Below are 22,383 nucleotides of genomic sequence, written 5' to 3'. Positions count from 1 at the left end.
TCATGGTCGTCTTCCTCGCGCGACGCCTCGTCGCCGCCGTCATCCTGCTGATCGCGATCACCGCGCTGTCGTTCAGCCTCATCTACTCCTCGAGCGGGAACGTCGCCAGGAACGTCCTCGGCGAACTCGCCACGCAGGAGCAGATCGACGCCCTGAACCACAAGCTGGGACTCGATCGCCCGCTCGTCGTCCAGTACCTCGACTGGTTCTCGCACGCGATCCAGGGCGATTTCGGGGTCTCCTACTTCACGGCGACGCCCGTCGTCAATTCGCTGGCGACCCGACTCCCGGTCACTCTCTCCCTGGTCACGGTCTCGATCCTGATCGCCACCGTCATCGCGGTCGCGCTGGGCATCACGGCGGCGGTCCGACGGGGCGGCGTCGACCGGTTGATCCAGGTCTTCTCCGTCGTCGCCGAGTCGCTGCCGAACTTCTGGGTCGGTCTGATGCTCGTCTCGACCTTCGCGATCGGGTTGGGTCTCTTCCCCGCCACCGGCTATGTGCCCATCGACGAGTCGCTGGGCGGGTGGCTCTCGACCATCGCGCTGCCAGTGACAGCCCTCGTCATCGGCAGCATCGCCTCCGGCGCGCAGCAGATCCGGAGTGCGGTGATCGACGTGCTCCGCAAGGACTACGTCCGCACCCTCCGCGCACGGGGGCTGTCGGAGGGATCGATCCTGTTCCGCAACGTGCTGCGCAACGCCGCTCCACCGGCGGTCACCGTCATCTCCCTGCAGTTCATCGGCATGCTCTCGGGCGCCGTCCTCATCGAGCGGGTCTTCGCGCTCCCCGGCATGGGGAGTCTCGCGGTGAACGCGGCGATCCTCGGCGACATCCCGGTGATCATGGGCGTCCTCGTCGTGACGGCCGTCATCGTCGTCGTCATCAACCTGGTCGTGGACCTCGCGATCACCTGGATCAACCCGAAGGCGAGAGTGCAATGAGCGATCTCCTGATCGGCAGTGAGAAGGCCCCGGCCCGCGTTCGGCGCAGCGGCGTCGTGCGCCGTTTCGTGCGCAACCCCCTGGCGATGTCGGCGGCCGTCGTGCTGACCCTCGTCGTCCTGATCAGCGTGTTCGCCCCGCTGATCGCCCCCGGGAGTCCGACATTCGCCCGACTGGACATGGTCAATGCGCCGCCCGGCGGCGAATACCTGCTCGGTGGCGACGGAGCAGGGCGCGACGTGCTGAGCCGCCTCATCTGGGCGGGCCGGCTGACTCTGCTCGGCGCGACGATCACCGTGTGCGTGGCGGTAGTGATCGGTGTGGTCACCGGCCTCGTCGCCGGCTACTTCGGAGGCTGGTTCGACCAGCTGTCCGGATGGGCCGCCAACCTCGTCATCGTCCTCCCCGGCACGATCGTCCTCGTCGCGATGTTCTCGGTGCTCGGTCCGAACATCCTGCTGTCGATGGTGGTGCTCGGCATCATGTTCGCGCCGAACTTCTTCCGTCTGGTGCGTAACCAGGTGATCTCGGTCAAGCACGAGCTGTATGTCGACGCGGCACGGGTGTCAGGTCTCGGGGACGCGAGGATCATCGCCAGGCACATCCTCTTCGTGGTCCGCGCACCGATCATCATCCTCGCCGCGACCATCGCGGGGGCGGCGATCGTCGTGCAGGCCGGGCTGGAGTTCATCGGCCTTGGCGACCCCGGAACCCCGACCTGGGGCGGGATGCTGCAGGATGCGTTCTCGAACCTCTACAACGGTCGTCACCTGGTCCTGCCGCCCGGCCTGGCGATCGGCATCACCGTGGCGTCGTTCATCCTGATCGCGAACGGTGTGCGTGACGCGCTCGACGGCGACGAGGCGAAGGTCCGCCGCCGAAAGCGCGCACGCACGGCTCCGACGAGCGACGTGCCTCTGCGTGCGTCGGAGAACGGGAGCCTGCTGCAGATCGAGGGCCTGGTGGTGGGCTACACGAACTCGCACGGTGCCCGGACGGACGTCGTCCACGGCGTCGACCTGACCGTCGACCGCGGGGAGATCGTCGGCCTGGTCGGCGAGTCGGGATCGGGGAAGACCCAGATCGCCCTCAGCACGCTGTCTCTGCTCCCCGCCGGCGGCGAGGTCCATGCCGGGGCCGTGCGCCTGCACGGCGTCGACCTCTCGACACTGTCGTCGGTGCAGATGCGGCGCATCCTCGGTGCGACGATCGGCTACATCCCGCAGGAGCCGATGAGCAACCTCGACCCGTCGTTCAAGATCGGAACCCAGCTGACTCTGCCGATGATGCACGTGCTGAAGATCTCTCGCGCGGAGGCCGTGCGACGCGCCCTGGCGCTGCTCGACCGCGTCGGCATCGTGGATCCGCCACGGGTCATGTCGTCGTATCCGCATCAGATCTCCGGTGGCATGGCCCAGCGTGTGCTGATCGCCGGCGCCGTCTCCTGCGATCCGGCACTGCTCATCGCCGACGAGCCGACGACCGCGCTGGATGTCACGGTCCAGGCCGAGATCCTCGACCTGATCCGCGACCTGCAGCGCGAACGCCACATGGGAGTCCTACTCGTCACGCACAACTTCGGCGTCGTCGCCGACCTGTGCGACCGCGTCGCCGTGATGAAGTCGGGGCGCATCGTCGAGGACCGTCCGGTCGCCGACATCTTCCACGATCCGAAGGATGAGTACACCCGCATGCTTCTCGCATCGACGGTCGAGGGAGCGCCGCTTCGCAGCTCCCTGGCATCGTGACCGCCGACGGCCTGACGCTCGACGTCAGGGATCTCGTCGTCGAGTACCCGGGCCGCGGATGGCGCGCGAAGCCGTTCCGCGCGCTCCACGATGTCTCACTGCGGATCCGCCCGGGGGAGACACTGGGTCTGGTCGGCGAATCCGGGTCCGGCAAGACCACACTCGGTCGTGCCGTGCTCGGCCTGGCGCCGATCACAGCCGGGACCGTGACCCTGGAGGGCGACCCGGTCGTCGAACTGGACCGCCGGTCGCGTCGCACGCTCGCCGCGCGCAGGCAGGTCGTGTTCCAGGACCCGTACACCTCCCTGAACCCCGTCATGACCGTCGGCGACATCCTCACCGAACCGCTGACGGCTCAGGGCGTGTCGGCCGCGGAGGCGAAGGGACGGATTGGCGTGCTGCTCGACCAGGTCGGGCTCCCCGGAGACGCCGCCGAGCGCCTTCCCCGCGAGTTCTCGGGCGGGCAGCGGCAGCGCGTGGCGATCGCGCGTGCCCTGGCGATCTCCCCGCGGCTCATCGTGTGCGACGAACCGGTCTCCGCGCTCGACCTGTCGACGCAGGCGCGCGTGCTGGATCTCTTCATCGAGATCCAGGAGCGGACCGGCATCGCGTACCTGTTCATCTCCCATGACCTCGCGGTCGTTCGGGCGATCAGCCACCGCGTGGCCGTCATGCACGCCGGCCGGATCGTCGAGCAGGGCGATGCCGACGCCGTGACGAGCGATCCGCAGGATCCGTACACCCGCAGGCTGCTGCTCTCCGCCCCGGTGCCGGATCCCGTCGAACAGGCAGCTCGTCGTGCCGCTCGTCTGGCGCTCGCGGAGGCGGGCGGGGACGGCGCGGGCGGGCACGGCTGATCCCCGTGTCCCGCATCCGTCCGAGCTCAGGAGCGGGTGATCAGCGCCCAGAGGTCGTCGAGAGCGTGACTCATCTGCACCTCGGGGTCGATCAGCCATTGCACCTGCAGTCCGTCGGCCGTCGCGATGAGGATGGTCGCGATGCGCGCGGCATCCAAGGTCGAGGAGATCTCTCCGGTCTGCTGTCGAGCGTGGATCGCGTCACCGAGCCGCTCCCGCAGCCGTTCGTTCCGGTCCAGGAAGAACGAGTGAGCGGGGTGGGCTTCTTCGATCGCGCACGTGGACATCACGGCGAAGAGCTGGGCGAGCCCGGGAACGGCGACGTTGCGTCGGATCACCTCGAAGAATCGGTCGAGGTCGTCGCTATCGGCGGCCTCGCGTTGGTTCTCCTGCTCCCGGCGGTCGAGGATGGCGACGAGCAGCTCTTCCTTGGAGCCGAAGTAGTGCAGCAGCCCGGCCTGGCTGAGATTCGCCGCTTCGGCGAGCTCGCGGATCGAGGTCTTCTGGTATCCGTTCTCCGCGAAGACGGCGAGTCCGGCCCGCAGGACCTCTTCCCGTTTCGCGATGCCTTTCGCATACGATCTCCGCGCCGTCACCCGGCCCATGATAGGCCCCGGCCACGTCGGAAGGCGCCTGAGCGCCGCGGCGGCCGCCAGCGGATCAGCCTCTCGACGCACCGCCATCGCCGAGTGCGTCCCCTCGCCCACACCCACCACTAAGGAGTCATCATGAAGACCTTCACCTTGCCCGGCACCGAACTCGCGGTCCCCAACGTCATCCTCGGGCTGATGCGCATCCAGGACAAGTCGGACGAGGAGGTGCGCACACTCGTCCGCACCGCTCGAGACGCGGGCATCACGTTCCTCGATCACGCCGCCGTCTACGGCGCATCCGCGCACGGGTGCGAGCGCCGCTTCGCCGAGGCGCTCCAGCTCACCCCGACCGAGCGCGAGCAGGTCGTGATCCAGTCCAAAGCCGGGATCGTCACGGACGGACCGTACTTCGACTTCTCTTACGAGCACATCGTCGAGTCCGTGCACGAGTCCCTCACGGCGCTGGGTACCGACTACCTCGACATCCTCCTCCTGCACCGGCCCGACGCGCTGGTCGAGCCGGAGGAGGTGGCGCGCGCGTTCGACGCGCTGGCGTCCGCGGGCAAGGTCCGTGCGTTCGGTGTCTCCAACCACACGCCGGGGCAGATCGACCTCCTGCGCCGGTTCGTCGAGCAGCCGCTCGTCGTCAACCAACTGCAGCTGTCGATCACGCACGCGCCGATGATCGCTCAAGGGGTCGCGGCGAACATGCAGGGGAGCGGGCAGTCCGTGGTGCGCGACGGCGGAATCGTCGACTACTGCCGGCTGCACGACATCACCATCCAGGCGTGGTCACCGTTCCAGGCGGGGTTCTTCGACGGGCCTTTCCTTGGCTCCGACCGCTATCCGGAGCTGAACGCGGTGGTCGACCGGCTGTCGGCGAAGTACGCGGTTCCGGCCGAGGCCATCGCGGTGGCATGGATCACCCGCCACCCGGCCCGGATGCAAGTCGTCCTCGGAACCACCACGCCCTCTCGGGTCGCCGCGGCCGCCCAAGGCTCGGACCTCCCCCTCACCCGGGCCGAGTGGTACGAGCTGTTCCGCGCTGCCGGATACCTGCTGCCCTGATCGTGCTGCCCGCGGAGGCGCGCGACGCCGGAGACGGCAGTGCCCTCCGCGGACCGCCCGCGGTCCTAGGCGCTCGCGCGCAGGCGCCGCTCCGCGAGCCGCGGCACCGCGTACTCCCTCGCCGCGCGGCGCGCGGTGGCGACGGCCCCACGTGACACGACCTCGGCGCCGAGCGTCGAGGCGAGGATCTCGGGGGCCGGCAGGTGCAGCTCCTCGGGGAGGATGCGCCGGGCCGCGGTCAGCACGGGTTCGATGCTCTCGGCCACGGCTCCGCACACGATGACGCGCGCCGGGTCGTACATGCTGCCCAGCACGCCGACGATGCGGGCGACCGTGGCTCCGACGCGCGAGGTGACCAGTACCGCGTCCTGGTCGCCCGAGGCGGCGAGTGTCAGCACGAGCCGCGGGTCGATGCGGTCGGTGTCGACGAGTCGGCCGACCGGGCTGCTCGCGGCGATCTCTCCGGACGCAACCGCCGCGCGCACCTGATCCTGCACCGCGTAGCGGAGCCCGAACGCTGACCCGACGCCCACGATGTGGTCGAACACCACGCCTTCGCCGACGCCGCCGTGCGCACCGTGCAGCACATGGCCGTCGACCACCACGCCGCCGCCGAACCGTTCGCTCGCGAGCAGTGCCACGTAGTCGCGGCATCCGACAGCTGCTCCTTCGGACCCCTCGGCGATCGCGGCGAGCTGCGCGTCGTTCTTGATCTGCACGACGGGCGCCCACTCCCGCAGCGCCTCGGCGAGGCCGGGGTTCGTCCGCTCCCAGAAACCGTCGGGGTGAGGCGGCGAGATGCCGTCGCGATTCACCGGCGCCGCCACCCCCACGCACAGGGCGAGCACCCGGTCGCGCGTCACCCCTGCTTCGGCGAGGGCGTCGTCGAGGTGCTCGAGGATCGTGGCGCGTCGCTCCTGCGCGGACTGCGACGGCTCGAACTCCACGCGGTGGTGCACGAGGGTCTGGTCGAGGGGATCGGCCAGGGTGACGGCGAGATGGGTGTCACCGGCGTCGACGCCGATCACGACGCCGAGGTCGGGGGCGAGCACGAAGCGGCGGGAGGGGCGACCTGCGCGATAGGTCCCGGCCGCGCGGGCGTTCGGGAGCTCGCGCAGCACCTCGGCGCCGACCAGGGTGTCGATCGCGTCGATCGCGGTGGAGCGGGTCAGCGAGGTGCCGGTCATGGCGTCGGTGGCGGTGAACTCGCCCGCGGTCCAGGCGAAGTCGAGGACGGCGCCGACGCTCGCTCGGCCCGTGCCGAGTCCTGCCGAGACTTCTGTCACGCCTCTTGCCTTCCTGTCGCCCAAATGAGAGAGTACCGTTCGACAGAGTAAATTCGCTCACTAGATTTAGTACACGGATTTACACGGATGGAAGGACGACGGTGTCTGAGAGAAGAACACGCGCGGTGCGAGCGGCGGCCGCGGCCCTGGGGATCACCCTGGTCGGCACCGCGCTCGCGGGCTGCGCCGCCGGCTCCGAAGCGGAGACCATCCGCTTCACGTTCAGTAAACGCGAGGCGATCGAGTTCATGACCGCGCTCGTCGCCGAGTACAACTCCTCGCAGAGCGACGTGAAGGTCGAGATCGACACCTCGGGTGTCGACGTCGTCTCCGCCAGCTTCGTGCGGGGCAATCCGCCCGACATCATGCTCGGCAACTACAACTACGAGATCGCCCGGTTCGTGCAGCGCTGCGCGCTCACCGATCTCTCCGAGACGGACGCGGCCGCGAACATCCGCGACGACCTGCAGCCGCTCATGGACCAGTACGGCTCCTGCGCTGGACGCACGAGCGCGCTGCCGTACTCGGTGATGGCCGCATCCGTCATCTACAACAAGGAGATCTTCGAGGCTCAGGGGCTCGAGGTCCCGCAGACCTGGGACGAGCTGCTCGCGGTGTGCGACCAGCTGAAGGAAGCGGGCATCGACCCGTTCTACGGCACGTTCAAAGACGACTGGACCGTCGGCCAGGGCTGGTACGACTACACCGCCGGCGGGTCCGTCGACGTGATCGAGTTCTTCGACGCGCTCGCGGCCGAGGGCGCGGACGTCGGCCCCGACTCCGACGTCTCGTTCTCGAAGGACTTCGCCGAGCCGATGGACCGGATGCTGCAGCTCGCGAACGACTACACGAACGAGGATGCCGCGAGCCGTGGCTACGGCGACGGCAATCTCGCCTTCGCGAAGGGCGAAGCGGCCATGTACCTGCAGGGGCCGTGGGCCTTCAGCGAGATCGCGAAGACCTCGCCCGACCTGCAGCTGGGCACCTTCCCGCTGCCCATGACCGATGACCCGGCCGACCTGAGCGTGCGCGTCAACATGGACCTCGCCGCGATGATCCCCGAGGGGTCGCAGCATCAGGAGGCCGCTCGCGACTTCCTCGAGTTCCTCTACGAGCCGCAGAACATCGAGGAGTACAACGCCTCGCAGCTCGGCTTCACCCCGACGAAGGGCGCTCCGGCTCCCGACGATCCGCGAATCGAGGGAATGGTCGAGTACTACGACGGCGGGCAGATCTATCAGGGCCCCTCGGTGCTCGTGCCCAAGACGCTCCCGATCTTCAACTACGCGCAGGCGATGGTGCTCGGAGCCTCTCCGGCCTCCACCCTGCGCACCATGGACGCGGACTGGGCGCGCATCGCCTTCCGCGCTCCGATCCCGTCGACGAAGGACACCGCGTCCGACGACGCCTCCGCTTCCGGCGAGACAGAGGAGTCCGCGCCATGAGCACCACAACCCCCCTCGCGACCAGCGACAGCACGACGGTCATCGTCACCGGCCGTGACCGCACGCTCCGACGGCGCACCCGTCGCGTCGAGCCGATCTACTACCTGTTCCTGCTGCCGACGCTGGTGATCTTCACCCTCGCGATCACGGTGCCGGGCGTCATCGGCATCTTCTTCAGCTTCACCGACTCGATCGGCATCGGGGAGTGGAGCTTCAACGGGCTCACGAACTACATCGCGCTGTTCAGCGATCCGTCGATCCTGCAGAGCTACCTGTTCACGTTCGGGTTCTCGATCGCCACGGTGATCGTCGTCAACGTGGTCGCGTTCCTGCTCGCGGTCGGGCTCACCTCGCGCATCCGCTTCAAGACGGCCCTGCGCACGATCTTCGTGATCCCGATGGTGATCTCGGGCATCATCATCGCCTACGTGTTCAACTTCCTGTTCTCGAACTCGATCCCGGCGGCCGGTTCCGCCGCCGGCATCCCGTGGCTGGAGACGAGCCTGCTCGCGAACCCCGACCTCGCCTGGGTCGCGATCGTCATCGTCACCGCCTGGCAGGCCGTGCCCGGCACGCTCCTCATCTACATCGCCGGTCTCCTCTCGGTGCCCGGCGAGGTGTACGAGGCGGCGAGCATCGACGGCGCCAGCAAGACGCAGCAGCTCACCCGCATCACGCTCCCGCTCGTCGCGGGGTACGTGGTGATCAACGTGATCCTCGGCTTCAAGGGCTTCCTGAACGCCTACGACATCATCGTCGGCCTCACCAACGGCGGTCCCGGAACCTCGACCCGCAGCGTCGCGATGACCATCATCGCGGGCTTCAACGGCGGCGACTACGCCTACCAGATGGCCAACGCGACCATCTTCTTCATCGTCGCCGTGCTCATCTCCCTCCTCCAGCTGTCGCTGACGCGCGGAAGGAACGCACTCTGATGTCGACGCAGACACTCACCACGATCCCCACCTCGGGCAAGAAGCCGCGGGTGCGCATGGAGCGCGTGAACTGGTCGGGCACGATCATCCTGATCCTGTGCGCCGTCACCGTCCTCCTGCCGCTGTACGTGACCATCTCGATGGCCCTCAAGACCACGGCCCAGGCGGTCGACGGCAATGCGTTCTCGCTCCCGGCCCCCTTCAGCTTCGACGGCTTCGTCGAAGCCTGGACGCTGACGAAGTTCCCCGTCGGCGCGGGCATCTCGCTCCTCGTCACGGCGGGGACCGTGGCCGCGACCATCGTGCTGGCCGCCTTCGCCTCGTACGCGATCGTGCGCAACTGGGACCGCCGGCTGTTCCGGTACTCATTCTTCTACCTGCTCGCGGCGATGTTCATCCCGTTCCCGGTCGTCGCGCTGCCGCAGATCCAGCTGACCGGACGCGTCGGACTCGACAACCCGTTGGGCGTGATCATCCTCGCCACGATGTTCCAGCTGAGCTTCAGCGTGCTGCTGTTCACCGCGTTCCTGCGGTCGATCCCGATCGAGCTGGAGGAGAGCGCCCGCATCGACGGGGCCACGACCTGGCAGACGTTCTGGAAGCTCATCTTCCCGCTGCTCGCCCCGATGAGCGCGACCGTCGGCATCTTCGCCTTCCTCTACGCGTGGAACGACTTCATGATGCCGTCGCTCATCATCGCGGACCCGGCCCTGCAGACACTGCCCGTGCGGCAGAACCTTTTCCAGAACCAGTTCAGCAACAACTACAACGTCGCCTTCGCCTCGTACCTGATGGCGATGGCGCCCGCGATCGTGGCCTACCTGTTCACGCAGCGATGGGTCATGGAAGGCGTCACACAGGGGGCCGTCAAGGGATGACCACCCACCGAAACGCAGAGACCACGCAAGAAAGAAGGAGTCCTCCTCTCATGACCGACGCGCTTCTCGCCGAGACCCGCACCGCCGACGACGCCGCCTGGTGGCGTCAGGCCGCCGTCTACCAGATCTACCCGCGCAGCTTCGCCGACGCGAACGGCGACGGGATCGGCGACATCCCGGGCATCGTCTCGCGCGCCGATTACCTCCGCGACCTCGGCATCGATGCGGTGTGGCTCAGCCCGTTCTACCCCTCGGCCCTCGCCGACGGCGGATACGACGTCGCCGACTACCGCGACGTCGACCCGCGGCTCGGCACGCTCGCCGACTTCGACGACATGGTCGAGGCCCTGCACGCCCGGAGCATCCGCGTGATCGTCGACATCGTCCCGAACCACTCCTCCGACCAGCACGTGTGGTTCCAGGAGGCGCTCGCCGCCGGTCGCGGCTCGGCCGCCCGTGAGCGCTACATCTTCCGCGAGGGCACGGGCCCCGACGGCTCCGAGCCGCCGACCGACTGGGAGTCCGTGTTCGGCGGCAGCGCCTGGGAGCGCGTGGCCGACGGGCAGTGGTTCCTGCACAACTTCGCCGTGGAGCAGCCCGACCTGAACTGGGACCACCCCGAGGTGCGCGCCGACTTCCTGAAGACCCTGCGCTTCTGGTCGGACCGCGGGGTCGACGGATTCCGCATCGACGTCGCCCACATGCTCATGAAGGACCTCAGCGAACCGCTGCCGTCGCGCGCCGAGCTCGACGCGATGGACCGCACCTCGGGCACGCATCCGATGCTCGACCGCGACGACGTGCACGAGATCTACGCCGAGTGGCGGGCGGTGTTCGACGAGTACGACCCGCCCCGCACCGCCGTCGCCGAAGCCTGGGTGGAGACGCCGGAGCGCCGGGCGAAGTACGCCTCGGCAGAGGGACTCGGGCAGGCGTTCAACTTCGACCTGCTGGTCGCCGACTTCGACGCCGCGCAGTTCCGGAGCATCATCGCCGACAACCTGCAGCAGGCGGAGGCGACCGGATCGTCGACGACCTGGGTGCTGTCGAACCACGACGTCACCCGCCACGCCACGCGCTACGGCCTCCCGGCGCTGAACGGCCGCCCCGTCAAGCAGGGCACCGAGTGGGTCAAGGCCGGCGGTCCGGCAGAGGGACTCGACCGCGAGGGCGGCCTCCGCCGGGCGCACGCCGCGACCCTGCTGCTGCTCGGCCTCCCCGGCAGCACCTACCTCTACCAGGGGGAGGAGCTCGGACTCCACGAGGTCGCGCAGATCACGCCGGAGCAGCGTCAGGATCCCGGATTCTTCCGCGGCGCCGACTTCGACGGTCTGGGTCGGGACGGATGCCGCGTGCCGCTGCCGTGGACCGCGGCCGGCTCGTCGTTCGGCTTCGGCGCGGGGGACGCCCACCTCCCGCAGCCGGACTGGTTCGCCGAGTACGCGGTCGACGTCGAGGCCGCCGACCCGTCGTCGACCCTGTCGCTGTATCGCGAGGCCCTGCGCCTGCGGCACCTGCTGCAGACCGGTGAGGCCCTGGAGTGGATCGACACCGGCCGCGCCGACGTGCTGCGTTTCGCCCGACCGAACGGATGGCAGGTCGTGTCGAACTTCGGCACCGCGCCATTCGACCTCGGAGCGGATGCCGCCGACGTGGTGCTCGCGAGCGCTCCGCTCGAGGGCTCCGCCCTGCCCGGCGAGGCCACGGCTCTGCCCGGCGAGGCCACGGCTCTGCCCGGCGAGGCCACGGTGTGGATCGCGCGGTAGTCGCCTGACGTAGCGGAAACGGAGACGGTTCGCTTCTCGTGCGGGGTGTCGGGCGCCGACCCGCCGTGCGGAGGACGGATCGTCTCCGTCTTCGCGGCCGGGCGCCACAGTCCGATTTGATAATGGTTCTCATTAACGTTTAGAGTGAAGGCATGAAGAAGCCCGTTCTCACCCTCGCCCTCGCATCCGTCGCCGCACTCACGCTGGCCGGATGCTCCACCCCCGCAGCGGGAGAGGGCGACGGCGGCACCATCACGGTCGTCGCGAGCACCAACGTCTACGGCGACATCGCCTCGACGATCGGCGGAGACCGGGTCGACGTGCAGTCGATCATCACCTCCGCCTCGCAGGACCCGCACTCCTACGAGGCGAGCGCCCGTGACCGCCTGACCGTCCAGAAGGCCGACCTCGTGATCGAGAACGGCGGCGGCTACGACGCCTTCATCGACACGCTGCTGCAGGACGCGAACGACCCGCACGTGGTCACCGCCGTCGAGTACTCGCACGACTACCCCGGCAACGAGGGCCATGACGACGAGGCCTCGACGGATGCCACCGAAGAGGCCCACGACCACGACCACGCCGAGGGGGAGGACGGGCACGAGGGCCACGATCACATCGAGGGCTTCAACGAGCACGTCTGGTTCGACCCGCACACGATGATCCACGTCGTCGAGGCCATCGCCGACGAGCTGACCGAGCTCGACCCCGACGGCGCGAAGGAGTTCGCCGCCAACGCGGCCGACCTCACCGCCGACCTCGAGGGCTTCGAGGCCGACCTCGCGACGCTGAAGACGGATGCCCCGGACACCAGCGTCTTCCTCACCGAGCCGCTGCCCGGCTACCTCGCCGCCGCGGCCGGTTTCACCGACGTCACCCCGGACGGGTTCGCCGAGGCGGTCGAGGAGGGCACCGATGTCGCCCCGGCCGTGCTGCTCCAGGCGCTCGACGTCATCGACAGCGGAAAGGTGACGGCCCTGCTGACCAATGCGCAGACCGGCGGCTCCGAGACCCAGCGCGTCGAGGCCGCGGCGAAGGATGCCGGCATCCCTGTCGTCGCCTTCACGGAGCTGCTCGAAGACGGATCGTCGTACTCTGAGTGGATGAGTGACGCGATCCAGAGCCTCGCCGCCGCCGTCCAGTCGTGAGCGGGGCCACCCCGGTCCTCGAGATCTCCGACGCGGCCCTGCACCGCGGCGATCGCGAGCTCTGGTCGGGACTCGACCTCACGGTCCGCCCGGGGGAGTTCATCGCGGTGCTCGGCCCGTCCGGGTCGGGCAAGACCACGCTCCTCCGCAGCATCCTGGGTCTGCAGCCGCTGTCGTCCGGATCGATCAGGGTCGCGGGCGAGCCGGTGCATCGCGGTAACTCCCGCATCGGCTACATCCCGCAGCAGCGCTCGCTCGCTCCGGACACCAGCATGCGGGCCCGCGACCTCGTCGCCCTCGGCGTGCAGGGGAGCCGCTTCGGCCTCCCGATCCCGCACCGCGGCGACCGGGCCAAGGTCGACCGGCTGCTCGAAGCCGTGGGCGCCGCGCACTTCGCGGAGCGCCGGGTCGGACTCCTCTCCGGCGGCGAGCAGCAGCGGCTGCGGGTGGGGCAGGCCCTCGCGGACGAGCCGGCTCTGCTCCTGTGCGACGAGCCGCTGTCGAACCTCGACCTCGCCAACCAGGTCGCCGTGACCGACATTATCGATCGCCAGCGCCGGGAGCGCGAGGCCGCGGTGCTGTTCGTGACGCACGACATCAACCCGATCCTCGGCCGGGTCGACCGCATCCTCTACATCGCCGGCGGGCGGTTCCTGCTCGGGACTCCCGACGAGGTGCTGCAGACGCGCGTGCTCACCGACCTCTACGGCACTCCGGTGTTCGTGCTCCGCGCCGGCGACCGACTGGTCGTCGTGGGCGTGCCGGACGCCGAGCCCCACCACGACCACGGCGACCACGAGCACGGAGGAGCGGCATGAGCGTCGCACTGGGCATGGTGCCGCTGGTCGACTGGAACGACGTCTTCTCCTTCCAGGACTACGGCGAGCTCGTCGCCCTCCTCGCGAACTCGATCATCGCGGGTGCCGTCCTGGGCATCGTCGGCGGACTCATCGGCGTCTTCGTGATGCAGCGCGACCTCGCGTTCGCGGTGCACGGCGTCAGCGAGCTCTCCTTCGCGGGTGCCGCCGCCGCGCTCCTCTTCGGCGGCAGCGTGGTGGCCGGATCCCTCGGCGGAGCACTGGTCGCCGCGATCCTGATCGGCATCCTCGGCGCGAAGGCGCGCGACCGCAACTCGATCGTGGGCGTGCTCATGCCGTTCGGCCTCGGCCTCGGCATCCTGTTCCTCTCGCTCTACGACGGCCGCAGCGCCAACCGCTTCAGTCTGCTCACCGGGCAGATCGTCTCGGTGTCGAGCCCCGACCTCGGCTGGCTCATCGGCATCAGCATCGTCGTCCTGTTCGGGCTGCTGATCATGTGGAACCCGCTGCGGTTCGACTCGCTCGACCCGGAGTCGGCCGCCGCGCGCGGTGTGCCGACCCGTGCCGTCAGTCTGCTGTTCATGGTGCTGCTCGGGCTCATCGTCGCGGTGAGCGTGCACATCATCGGCGCGCTGCTGGTGATGGCGCTGCTGGTCACCCCGGCGGCCGCCGCGATGCGGGTCACCGCCGGACCCATCGCGGTGCCGCTGCTGGCCGCGCTGTTCGGGTTCGTCTCCGCGGTCGGCGGCATCCTGCTCGCCCTCGCCGGCACGCTGCCCGTGAGCCCGTACATCACCACCCTGTCGTTCACGATCTACGTCGTGTGCTGGATCGTTCAGAAGGCGCGGGCCCGGGTGCGGCGTGTACCCGCCTGATCCCTCCCAGCCCTCCCCAACCCCTGCGGCCTAGACTCGTCGTATGGCTCAGCGGAACACCTGGCAGCGCGAACGCGTGCGCGAAGCACTCGCCGACGCGCGCGGTTTCGTGAGCGCGCAGAGTCTGCACGCCTCGCTGCGCGACGACAACACCGGCATCGGACTGGCGACCGTGTACCGCGCCCTCGCCGGGCTCGCGGCATCCGGAGACGCCGACTCGCTGCAGAGCCCCGAGGGGGAGGCGCTGTACCGCGCCTGCACCACACAGGGGCACCACCACCACCTCATCTGCCGATCCTGCGGTCTGACCGTCGAGATCGAGGCGAAGGACGTCGAGCAGTGGGCCCACCGCACCGCGGCCCTGCACGGCTTCACCGACGCCGCCCACGTGGTCGACATCTTCGGACTGTGCACCCCGTGCGCGAACAAGCGCGACGCCGAGAGGGCTGCGACCGCGTGAGTCCCTCCGCAGCAACGGCGACCCGTCACGGCCACACCCATCGCCCGGCACCCTCGCCGCGATCGGCGTGGATCGGCGTCGGCCTCGGTGCCGTCATCATCGCCGCCCTGTTCCTGATCGACGCCTTCCTGCCGAAACTGTTCCCCGCCTCGCTGCCCACCCGCGCGCAGGACGGCCTGACTCTCGCGCTGAGCGTGCTCATCGAGGCCCTGCCGTTCGTGATCCTCGGCGTGCTGCTGTCGATCGTGGTGCAGGTGTGGCTACCCGCCGACGTCATCCACCGCTGGCTGCCGAAGCGCGCCTGGGCCCGACGTGCCGTGCTGTCGCTGCTCGGCATGCTCATCCCGGTGTGCGAGTGCGGCAACGTGCCCTTCGCCCGCGGTCTGATGATGCGCGGCCTCGCGCCGGCGGAGGCGATGACGTTCCTCATCGCGGCGCCCATCGTGAACCCGATCGTGATCCTCACCACGCACGCCGCGTTCGGGTGGGACGGCGGCATCCTGGTCGCGCGTCTCGTCGGCGGCTACCTGATCGCGAACCTCATCGGCTGGATCTACAGTCGCCACCCCGACCCCGACGGCATGCTCACGCAGCGCTTCGTCGACACCTGCGAGCGCGTGACGCACGAGCCCGGCACCCCGGTGCGCCGCAGCCTGACGCAGTTCCTCGTCGAGCTCCGCGCCGTGATGCCCGCGCTCGTGATCGGCTCCGCGCTCGCCGGCGCCGTGCAGGTGCTGATCCCGCGCGAGTGGCTGCTGGCCATCGGATCGAATCCGGTGCTGTCGATCGTCGCGATGATGGTGCTCGCGATGACCGTCGCGATCTGCTCGAACGTCGATGCGTTCTTCGCGCTGTCGTTCGCCTCCACGTTCTCCTCCGGCGCGCTCGTCGCCTTCCTGCTCGTCGGTCCGCTGGTCGACATCAAGATGCTCGCGCTCATGCGCACCACCTTCACGACGCGCACGCTCGTCGGGATCGTCGGCATCGTGCTGGCCTCGGCGTTCGCCATCGGGATCGGGGTGAACGTCCTTGTCTGAGCAGACCGCCACCCGTGCGCGCGCACTCGGCACCCGCTGGTTGGGTGTCGGGCTCGCCGCCGTGATCTCGGTCGTGACGCTCGGCCTCGGTCTCACCGGGCGCCTCAATCTCTACATCAGCCCCGAGTCGGTGTGGTTCGCGTGCGCGGCCGCCGTCGTCACGCTGGCCGGTGCGATCTGGTCGTGCACGCTCCCGCTGGGCGAAGAGGGTGACCACGGACACGATCACGGACACGCGCCCGAACCCGTCGATGACGCAGACCCCGACGCGGACCCCGACAGGGCCCGGGTGGCCGGTCGTCGCAGGCTCGCCGGCGTCGGAGCGGTCGCCGGCGGCGTCGTGGCGTCGGGCGTCGTGATCGCCGCCCTCGTGCTGCCGCCGGCATCGCTGTCGGTCGAGCTGGCGATGTCCCGCGCGGGGGAGCAGACCGCCCTGTTCGTCGGGGCCGACACCGTCGCCCTCGGCGTGGCGGACACCTCGACGTTCGGCGTCGGCGACTGGGCGAGCGTCTTCGCCGCGGCGACGAACACCGCGGCCTACGACGGTGCCGCCGTCACGCTCACCGGCTTCGTGACGCCGGACAGTGCGGATGACGACGCGGTGAACCTCACGCGCCTGGTCATCACGCACTGCGTGATCGATGCGCAGACGGCCGCGCTGCCGGTGACGATCGACCCGGGTGACTACTCGACCGGACAATGGGTCGAGGTCACCGGAACCGTGCGGGCGGATGCCGACGGCAAGCTCCGCATCGAGCCGACCGACGTCGTCGCGATCGACGAGCCGGGAGACCCGTATGAGTATTGACGACGAGCGCCCCGAGGTGCCCGCCGTGCCGCGGACCCGCGCCGAGATGCGTGCTGCCCGGGAGGCTGCCGAGGCGGCGGAGGCCGAGCGTATCGAGCGTGCGAGCGCGCCCGCCGATCACGCCGCACAGCCCGTCGACGAGGCGGATGGCGGCATCGACGCCGTCCACGAGGCTGCTCGCGACGACCCTGCCCACGATGACCCTGCCCACGATGACCCTGCCCACGAGGAGGCCGCCCGAGAGGCCGCTGCCCGAGAGGCCGCCGCGCGTGAGGCTGCCGTCCGCGAGGCCGGTGACCGCGAGGTCGCGGAGCAGGAGGCCGCCGCCAGGAAGATGGCGGCGTTCGAGGCCGCAGCCCGCGAAGACGTCGAAGCGACGGCACTGCCCCCGGTGCCCGAGGCCACCGAACCCGTGTCCATCGGCGCGACGCCCCTCCACGGCGCGGGCCCCGTCGACACCGAGACTTCCTCTCCCGACGCTGCTCCCTTCGCCGCAGCTGCACACCCCGCCGCACACCCCGCGGCGCACGAGGGCGGGGAGCCGCCGTTCACGCCCACCGACGGCGTCGCCGCGGACGCGGAAGCGCCCGGTCGGCCCCCGTCCTCCCGCCGTTTCGTGCTCACCCTGGTCGCGGTGCTCGGCGTCCTGGTGCTGGCCGGCACGGGCTTCGGCATCGTGAGCCTGATGCAGGGTCCGCGGCTCAGCAACGTGCAGGTGGACGCGTCGCAGGCGATCGAGTCGTCCGGCAGCCGGGTGATCCTCACCGCGAACCAGTCGCTCGCCGACATCGATCCGAAGCAGGTCACGGTCGAGCCGGCCGTGCCGTTCACCGTCGACGCCTCCGGTCGCGGGGTCGGGGTCCGGTTCACGGTGCCGCTCGACGACTCGACGGAGTACCGGATCCGCGTCGCCGACGTGACCGGCGCGAGCGGGGGACCGTCGGCCACGCTGACGACGACCTTCACGACGCCGCCGTCGACCATGTTCCTGCTGCGGCGAGACGTCGAGGGCAAGGACAAGATCTTCCTCACCAATCTCGACGGCAAGGGGAAGGCGATCTTCGAGCACGACAAGATCAACGACTTCCGAGCGACGTCGACGCAGCTCGTGGTCTCCGTGGAAGATGACGAGGGCTCCCGGCTGCTGGTGATGGACCGCGACGGGAAGAACCAGCGCGAGCTCGCCCTGCCCGGTGACGGCTACGTGGGCGCGATCCAGGTCTCCGAGCGCGGCGGACTCGTCGGCTACAGCTACTCCGACAAGGAGCTCAGCGACACCGAGGGACGGGCGAGCGTGCTGGTCACGCAGTCGCTGAGCGGCGACGACAAGCCGCAGATCATCGAGGTCGCCGGTGCCGAGGCGAGCGTCTTCGTCTGGCAGTTCGTGCCCGACAGCGCGGCCGTGCTGTTCATCGACTTCGACGGAGCACTCTCCCTCGTCGACCGCTCGAGCGACGCCGGCGTGCAGTCCCTCGGGCTCGCGGCCACGATCCAGGGGATCTCCCGCGGCACGTACACCGCGATCGTCGAGCGCCTCGACGGAGCCGTGGTCGAGCTCAACCTCGCCGACGGATCCGAGCAGCCGCTCGCGGCCTCCGACCCGGACTACGGCACGGCCACCTCGATCACACCGTTCCCGGGCGGCACCCTCCGCCACGTGGTCGCGCGCGACGAGGCGGGGCTGCCGGTCGGACAGGCGGTCGTGCGCGTGGACGACGACGGCAAGGCGACCCCGCTCGTCGAGGTCAGCTCGGCCGACTCGATCCTGCAGGCGTGCGCGTCGCCGAGCGGCCAGTACGCCGCGATCGTGGTCGCGCCGGACCTGGCGAACAACCCCTACGACGGCATGCTGCTGCCGCTGCCGGGGAACGTGGAGACGCACCTGATCGACATGGACTCCGGCAAGGAGATGGTCGCCCTCACCGGCTTCGATTCGTCGTGGTGCCAGACGGCTCCGCGATTCTGACATGGCGCAGGATGCGCTGTGGCGCGCGGTCCGCGACGACCTGATCGGCTCGGCGGTCGACGTCGCCCCGCGCCTGCTCGGGGGAGAGCTGCGCACGGTGGTCACGACGGCGACCGATGCCGCTCCCGTCGAGGTGCGGCTGCGCATCACCGAGGTCGAGGCGTACCACGGGCAGGGCACGGGCGACGTCGTCGATCCGGGCTCGCACGCCCGCATGGGGCGCACGGCCCGGAACGCGACGATGTGGGGCGAGCCGGGGCACCTGTACGTGTACCTGAGCCACGGCATCCACTCCTGCGTCAACGTGGCCTGCGGTCCCGAGGGCCAGGGCGACGGCGTGCTGCTGCGGGCCGGCGAGGTCATCGCGGGAGTGGATGCCGCCGCCCGCCGCCGGGGCGCCACCCCGCCGCTCGGCCGCATCGCGCTCCGCGACCTGGCGCGCGGACCCGGAAGGCTCGGTCAGGCGGTGGGGCTGCGGCATCCGCTGCACGACGGCATCGACGCGGTGACGGGCGAGGACTGGCACGGAGCGCGGGCCGAGCTGTGGCTGGGCGCAGCGCGGGACGACGTGGCACGCGGTCCTCGCGTCGGGGTCGCCGGTGTCGCCGGGACGGACGCCTTCCCCTGGCGCTTCTGGATCGCGGCGGACCCGACGGTGTCGCCGTTCCGCTGGGGGCGGGGCGCGGCCGAGGCGGCGGCGCAGGCCGGGTCGACGGGCATGCTAAACTGACTCTTTGTCTGCGCACACTCCTGTGCGCAGTTCGCGTGCCGCTGGGTCCCTGAGCTTGTCGAAGGGCCCGTGGCGTGCAGACAAGGGATCTTGGGTGAGGCCGTCCGGCCTCACGGTATAGAAGGAGTCACCATCATGGCAGCAGTGTGCCAGGTGACCGGAGCTGTTCCCGGCTTCGGTCACAACGTCTCGCACTCGCACCGCCGGACGAAGCGTCGCTTCGACCCGAACGTGCAGAAGAAGACTTATTTCGTTCCGTCGCTCGGTCGTAAGATCACGCTCAACGTGTCCGCCAAGGGCATCAAGGTGATCGACGTCCGCGGCATCGAGAACGTCGTCAAGGACCTCCAGGCGAAGGGTGTGAAGCTCTAATGGCCAAGAAGGCTCAGGACGTACGTCCGATCATCAAGCTGCGTTCGACGGCAGGTACGGGTTACACGTACGTGACGAAGAAGAACCGCCGCAACACCCCCGACCGCCTCGTGCTGAAGAAGTACGACCCGGTCATCCGTCAGCACGTCGAATTCCGAGAGGAGCGTTGATCAATGGCTAAGAAGAGCAAGATCGCTCGCAACGAGCAGCGCAAGGTCATCGTCGAGCGTTACGCCGAGCGTCGCGCCGAGCTGAAGAAGACCCTGATCGACCCGAACGCCACCGACGAGGCCCGCGAGGCCGCACGCGTCGGCCTGCAGAAGCTGCCGCGCAACGCGTCGCCGGCTCGCGTGCGTTCGCGCGACGTCATCGACGGCCGCCCCCGTGGTGTCCTCACGAAGTTCGGCATCTCGCGTGTCCGCTTCCGTGACATGGCGCACCGTGGCGAGCTGCCCGGCGTGACCAAGTCGAGCTGGTAAGTCGAAACCCCGGTCCCTGAGCTTGTCGAAGGGGCCGGAAGGGGCGAGGATCTTCGGATCCTCGCCCCTTTCGCGTACCCGCCCTCACGCGACGGATGCCGTGGCGTGCGCGACGGCCCACGCGAGGGCCTCGTCGGCGATCTCCTCCCAGCCGTCCTGACTGACCAGGCGGTGGGTGCGGCCGGGGTACTCCTTGTAGTCCACGACAGCGGGGCTGCCGGTGGAGCGGTACTTCTTGACGATGGCGCGCCCGATGGCAGGCGGCACCACATGGTCGATCTCTCCCGTGATCACGAAGAGGGGAGCGCGGTCGGTGCGGCCGTAGTCGACGTGCGTGACCCCGCCCTTCTCGTTGAAGGCCGCGGCGACGCCCTCGAAGAACACCCGGTTGTAGGAGTTCACCGCGGACTCCTCCCAGAGGCGATCCGACTCGCTGCGCGGAAGGTCGTTGCCGAACGTGAAGTGGAAGTGGCGCTTCGACAGCGGCTTCGCGCCGTTGCGCCCGAAGGGGTTGGAGAGGATCGGGGTGCCGGTCCACAGGGTCGACAGGGGGAGCGTGGTGATGCCGGCGGTCTGCCCGGGGGCGACGCCCACGTAGGCGGCGCCCACGCCGCGGTCGGCCAGCATCTGCGTGATGACGCCGCCGAAGGAGTGGCCCATGACGATCGGCTTCACGGGCAGGGCGCGGATGATGCGCTCGTAGTGGTCGACGATCTGCTTCAGGCCGATGCCCTTCAGGGCGGACGGGTCGCGGCGGATGTCCTCGACCGAGCGGTCGTCGATGCCGGGCCAACCGGGGACGATCACCTCGTGCCCCTTCGCGCGGAAGCGCTCGGCCCAGGTGTTCCAGCTGGTCGGCGTCATCCACAGGCCGTGGATCAGGACGATGGGGGTCTTGTCGGTGGTGTTCATGATCTTCTTCTCTCTGTTCCGGCTCCCGCTGCTCGGGAGTGCGATACGCTGATAGTAGACCGAACGTTCTATCTACCGCAACGTATTCCCGAAAATCGTGAAGTCGTCGCCGGGAAGCCGCGGTTCGGATGCCACGATGAGGAAGGACGATCATGAACACCACGACGAAGCGCCCCAGCCCCGCCCGAGACCGCCTGATGGATGCCGCCACCCGGCTCTTCTATGAGGAGGGCATCCATGCGGTCGGCGTCGACCGCGTGATCGAGGAGGCCGGCGTCACCCGCGCCACCCTGTACAAGCAGTTCGGCGGCAAGGAGAACCTCGTGCTCGCCTACCTCGCGCGCGAGGACGAGATGCTGCGGGCGCTGTTCGCCGAGGCGGGAGAGGCCGTCGCAGATCCAGATGCCCTGCTCGACGCCGTGGTCCAGGGCATCGCCGCCGACATCCGCGGACGCCACACGCGCGGCTGCCCCTTCATCAACGCGGCCGCCGAGTATCCGGATGCCGACGGTGCCGTGCGCCGGCTCATCGACGAGCACCGCGAGTGGTTCCGGTCCACGCTGGGGGAGGTCGCCGCGGCCTCCGGACTGGACCGCCCGGAGGAGGTCGCGGCATCCCTCGTCCTCCTGCGGGATGCGGCCCTCGTCGGCGGATATCTCGACGGGGAGGACCGCGTCACGACGGCCTTCGAGCGCACCGCCGGAGCCGTGATCGACGCGCACCGGCCGCACTGACGCGTCCGGAATGTGTGGCTGGAGTGACGAATGTGACGCGACACGCCCAGTAATTGCCCAAAACCCGCGAAATGACGGGGAAATCTGGGTGGTCGTTGATACATTCGAGGCGGTCACTAGACCAGGAGCATCCGCTCCGATACCCACAACGATGCGACGGGATCTCGTCGCTGGAGGATGACATGGCTGACAAGTCCATCACCAAGACCGAGCTCGTCGCGAGCATCGCAAGCGCCACGGGCCAGAGCCAGGCCACCGTCTCCGGTGTCCTCGACTCGCTGTTCGCCACGGTCTCCGACGCTGTTGCCAAGGGCAGCAAGGTCTCCATCCCGGGCTGGATCTCCTTCGAGCAGGTCGACACCGCTGCTCGCACGGGCCGCAACCCGCAGACCGGCGCCGAGATCAAGATCCCGGCCGGCAAGCGCGTCAAGGTGACCGCTGGCTCCAAGCTCAAGGCTGCCGTCAAGTAATCTGACCGCACCTGTTCGAAGGCCGCTCCCGTTCGACGGGGGCGGCCTTCGTGC

Annotated in this window: 24 protein-coding genes; 21 read left to right on the top strand and 3 right to left on the bottom strand. The window is 69.3% G+C overall.

Annotation, left to right across the window (positions count from 1 at the left end):
* Positions 1–2 precede the first annotated feature (2 nt).
* The 3 genes from MME74_RS17345 to MME74_RS17335 are packed head-to-tail and all read left to right on the top strand — an operon-like array spanning position 3 to position 3,549.
* Positions 3–944 carry an ABC transporter permease gene (locus tag MME74_RS17345; protein WP_267416361.1) on the top strand — a complete coding sequence of 314 codons (942 nt, stop codon included), beginning with the start codon at positions 3–5 and terminating at the stop codon, positions 942–944.
* Positions 941–2,692: a dipeptide/oligopeptide/nickel ABC transporter permease/ATP-binding protein gene (locus MME74_RS17340; RefSeq protein ID WP_267416360.1), complete on the top strand. Its 1,752-nt coding sequence runs from the start codon at positions 941–943 to the stop codon at positions 2,690–2,692. The genes MME74_RS17345 and MME74_RS17340 overlap by 4 nt, the downstream gene beginning before the upstream one ends.
* Positions 2,689–3,549, top strand: coding sequence for an ATP-binding cassette domain-containing protein (locus MME74_RS17335; protein WP_267416359.1), 861 nt, complete (start codon positions 2,689–2,691; stop codon positions 3,547–3,549). Before MME74_RS17340 ends, MME74_RS17335 begins: the two co-directional genes overlap by 4 nt.
* Before the next feature lie 26 nt (positions 3,550–3,575).
* Here the strand turns inward: MME74_RS17335 and MME74_RS17330 are convergent, their stop codons facing one another.
* Positions 3,576–4,145, bottom strand: a complete 570-nt coding sequence (locus MME74_RS17330) for a TetR/AcrR family transcriptional regulator (RefSeq protein ID WP_267416358.1) — start codon at positions 4,143–4,145, stop codon at positions 3,576–3,578.
* A gap of 132 nt (positions 4,146–4,277) precedes the next feature.
* On the opposite strand from MME74_RS17330, the gene MME74_RS17325 reads away from it, so the two are divergent.
* Positions 4,278–5,210 (top strand): aldo/keto reductase, encoded by a 933-nt coding sequence (locus MME74_RS17325; RefSeq protein WP_267416356.1) that lies wholly within the window; start codon positions 4,278–4,280, stop codon positions 5,208–5,210.
* 65 nt (positions 5,211–5,275) lie between these two features.
* Here MME74_RS17325 and MME74_RS17320 read toward each other — a convergent pair whose 3' ends face one another.
* Positions 5,276–6,496, bottom strand: a complete 1,221-nt coding sequence (locus MME74_RS17320; protein ID WP_267416355.1) for an ROK family protein — start codon at positions 6,494–6,496, stop codon at positions 5,276–5,278.
* A 101-nt stretch (positions 6,497–6,597) separates the two neighbouring features.
* On the opposite strand from MME74_RS17320, the gene MME74_RS17315 reads away from it, so the two are divergent.
* The 15 genes from MME74_RS17315 (at position 6,598) to rpsN (ending at position 20,213) form a co-directional block, all read left to right on the top strand.
* A complete protein-coding gene (locus tag MME74_RS17315) occupies positions 6,598–7,941 on the top strand; it encodes an ABC transporter substrate-binding protein (protein WP_267416354.1) in 1,344 nt (447 codons plus the stop codon).
* Entirely contained in the window at positions 7,938–8,876 is a 939-nt protein-coding gene (locus MME74_RS17310) for a carbohydrate ABC transporter permease (RefSeq protein ID WP_267416353.1), read from the top strand. The genes MME74_RS17315 and MME74_RS17310 overlap by 4 nt, the downstream gene beginning before the upstream one ends.
* Complete coding sequence (locus tag MME74_RS17305) at positions 8,876–9,754, top strand: carbohydrate ABC transporter permease (protein ID WP_267416352.1); 879 nt, start codon at positions 8,876–8,878, stop codon at positions 9,752–9,754. Before MME74_RS17310 ends, MME74_RS17305 begins: the two co-directional genes overlap by 1 nt.
* A gap of 50 nt (positions 9,755–9,804) precedes the next feature.
* Positions 9,805–11,520, top strand: coding sequence for a glycoside hydrolase family 13 protein (locus MME74_RS17300; RefSeq protein ID WP_267416351.1), 1,716 nt, complete (start codon positions 9,805–9,807; stop codon positions 11,518–11,520).
* Positions 11,521–11,672: 152 nt separating this feature from the next.
* Positions 11,673–12,668: a metal ABC transporter solute-binding protein, Zn/Mn family gene (locus MME74_RS17295; RefSeq protein WP_267416350.1), complete on the top strand. Its 996-nt coding sequence runs from the start codon at positions 11,673–11,675 to the stop codon at positions 12,666–12,668.
* Positions 12,665–13,486: a metal ABC transporter ATP-binding protein gene (locus MME74_RS17290; RefSeq protein ID WP_267416349.1), complete on the top strand. Its 822-nt coding sequence runs from the start codon at positions 12,665–12,667 to the stop codon at positions 13,484–13,486. The genes MME74_RS17295 and MME74_RS17290 overlap by 4 nt, the downstream gene beginning before the upstream one ends.
* Entirely contained in the window at positions 13,483–14,361 is an 879-nt protein-coding gene (locus MME74_RS17285; protein WP_416383325.1) for a metal ABC transporter permease, read from the top strand. Before MME74_RS17290 ends, MME74_RS17285 begins: the two co-directional genes overlap by 4 nt.
* A 43-nt stretch (positions 14,362–14,404) precedes the next feature.
* Entirely contained in the window at positions 14,405–14,821 is a 417-nt protein-coding gene (locus MME74_RS17280; RefSeq protein ID WP_141873431.1) for a Fur family transcriptional regulator, read from the top strand.
* The gene (locus MME74_RS17275; RefSeq protein WP_267416347.1) at positions 14,818–15,858 is read left to right on the top strand and encodes a permease; all 1,041 of its coding nucleotides are present in this window, start codon (positions 14,818–14,820) and stop codon (positions 15,856–15,858) included. The genes MME74_RS17280 and MME74_RS17275 overlap by 4 nt, the downstream gene beginning before the upstream one ends.
* A complete protein-coding gene (locus tag MME74_RS17270) occupies positions 15,851–16,666 on the top strand; it encodes a TIGR03943 family putative permease subunit (RefSeq protein WP_267416346.1) in 816 nt (271 codons plus the stop codon). The genes MME74_RS17275 and MME74_RS17270 overlap by 8 nt, the downstream gene beginning before the upstream one ends.
* Positions 16,656–18,632 (top strand): hypothetical protein, encoded by a 1,977-nt coding sequence (locus MME74_RS17265; protein WP_267416345.1) that lies wholly within the window; start codon positions 16,656–16,658, stop codon positions 18,630–18,632. The genes MME74_RS17270 and MME74_RS17265 overlap by 11 nt, the downstream gene beginning before the upstream one ends.
* Position 18,633: 1 nt before the next feature.
* Complete coding sequence (locus tag MME74_RS17260; protein WP_267416343.1) at positions 18,634–19,362, top strand: DNA-3-methyladenine glycosylase; 729 nt, start codon at positions 18,634–18,636, stop codon at positions 19,360–19,362.
* A 135-nt stretch (positions 19,363–19,497) separates the two neighbouring features.
* Entirely contained in the window at positions 19,498–19,734 is a 237-nt protein-coding gene (gene rpmB / locus MME74_RS17255; RefSeq protein WP_017203559.1) for a 50S ribosomal protein L28, read from the top strand.
* On the top strand, positions 19,734–19,904 hold the full coding sequence (rpmG, locus tag MME74_RS17250) for a 50S ribosomal protein L33 (RefSeq protein ID WP_017203558.1): 171 nt from the start codon (positions 19,734–19,736) through the stop codon (positions 19,902–19,904). Before rpmB ends, rpmG begins: the two co-directional genes overlap by 1 nt.
* A 3-nt stretch (positions 19,905–19,907) precedes the next feature.
* Positions 19,908–20,213, top strand: a complete 306-nt coding sequence (gene rpsN, locus MME74_RS17245) for a 30S ribosomal protein S14 (protein ID WP_017203557.1) — start codon at positions 19,908–19,910, stop codon at positions 20,211–20,213.
* A gap of 84 nt (positions 20,214–20,297) precedes the next feature.
* On the opposite strand, the gene MME74_RS17240 is transcribed toward rpsN, so the two are convergent.
* Complete coding sequence (locus MME74_RS17240; protein ID WP_267416342.1) at positions 20,298–21,125, bottom strand: alpha/beta hydrolase; 828 nt, start codon at positions 21,123–21,125, stop codon at positions 20,298–20,300.
* Positions 21,126–21,277: 152 nt separating this feature from the next.
* Here MME74_RS17240 and MME74_RS17235 point away from each other — a divergent pair, with 152 nt between their 5' ends.
* Positions 21,278–21,859, top strand: a complete 582-nt coding sequence (locus MME74_RS17235) for a TetR/AcrR family transcriptional regulator (RefSeq protein ID WP_267416341.1) — start codon at positions 21,278–21,280, stop codon at positions 21,857–21,859.
* 182 nt (positions 21,860–22,041) lie between these two features.
* Positions 22,042–22,329, top strand: a complete 288-nt coding sequence (locus tag MME74_RS17230; protein WP_017203554.1) for an HU family DNA-binding protein — start codon at positions 22,042–22,044, stop codon at positions 22,327–22,329.
* Positions 22,330–22,383: the final 54 nt, after the last annotated feature.

Source organism: Microbacterium oxydans, assembly GCF_026559675.1.
Lineage (GTDB): Bacteria > Actinomycetota > Actinomycetes > Actinomycetales > Microbacteriaceae > Microbacterium > Microbacterium oxydans_D.
The sequence above is the reverse complement of the archived record's forward strand: the minus strand, read 5'-3'. Positions and strand labels throughout refer to the sequence as shown.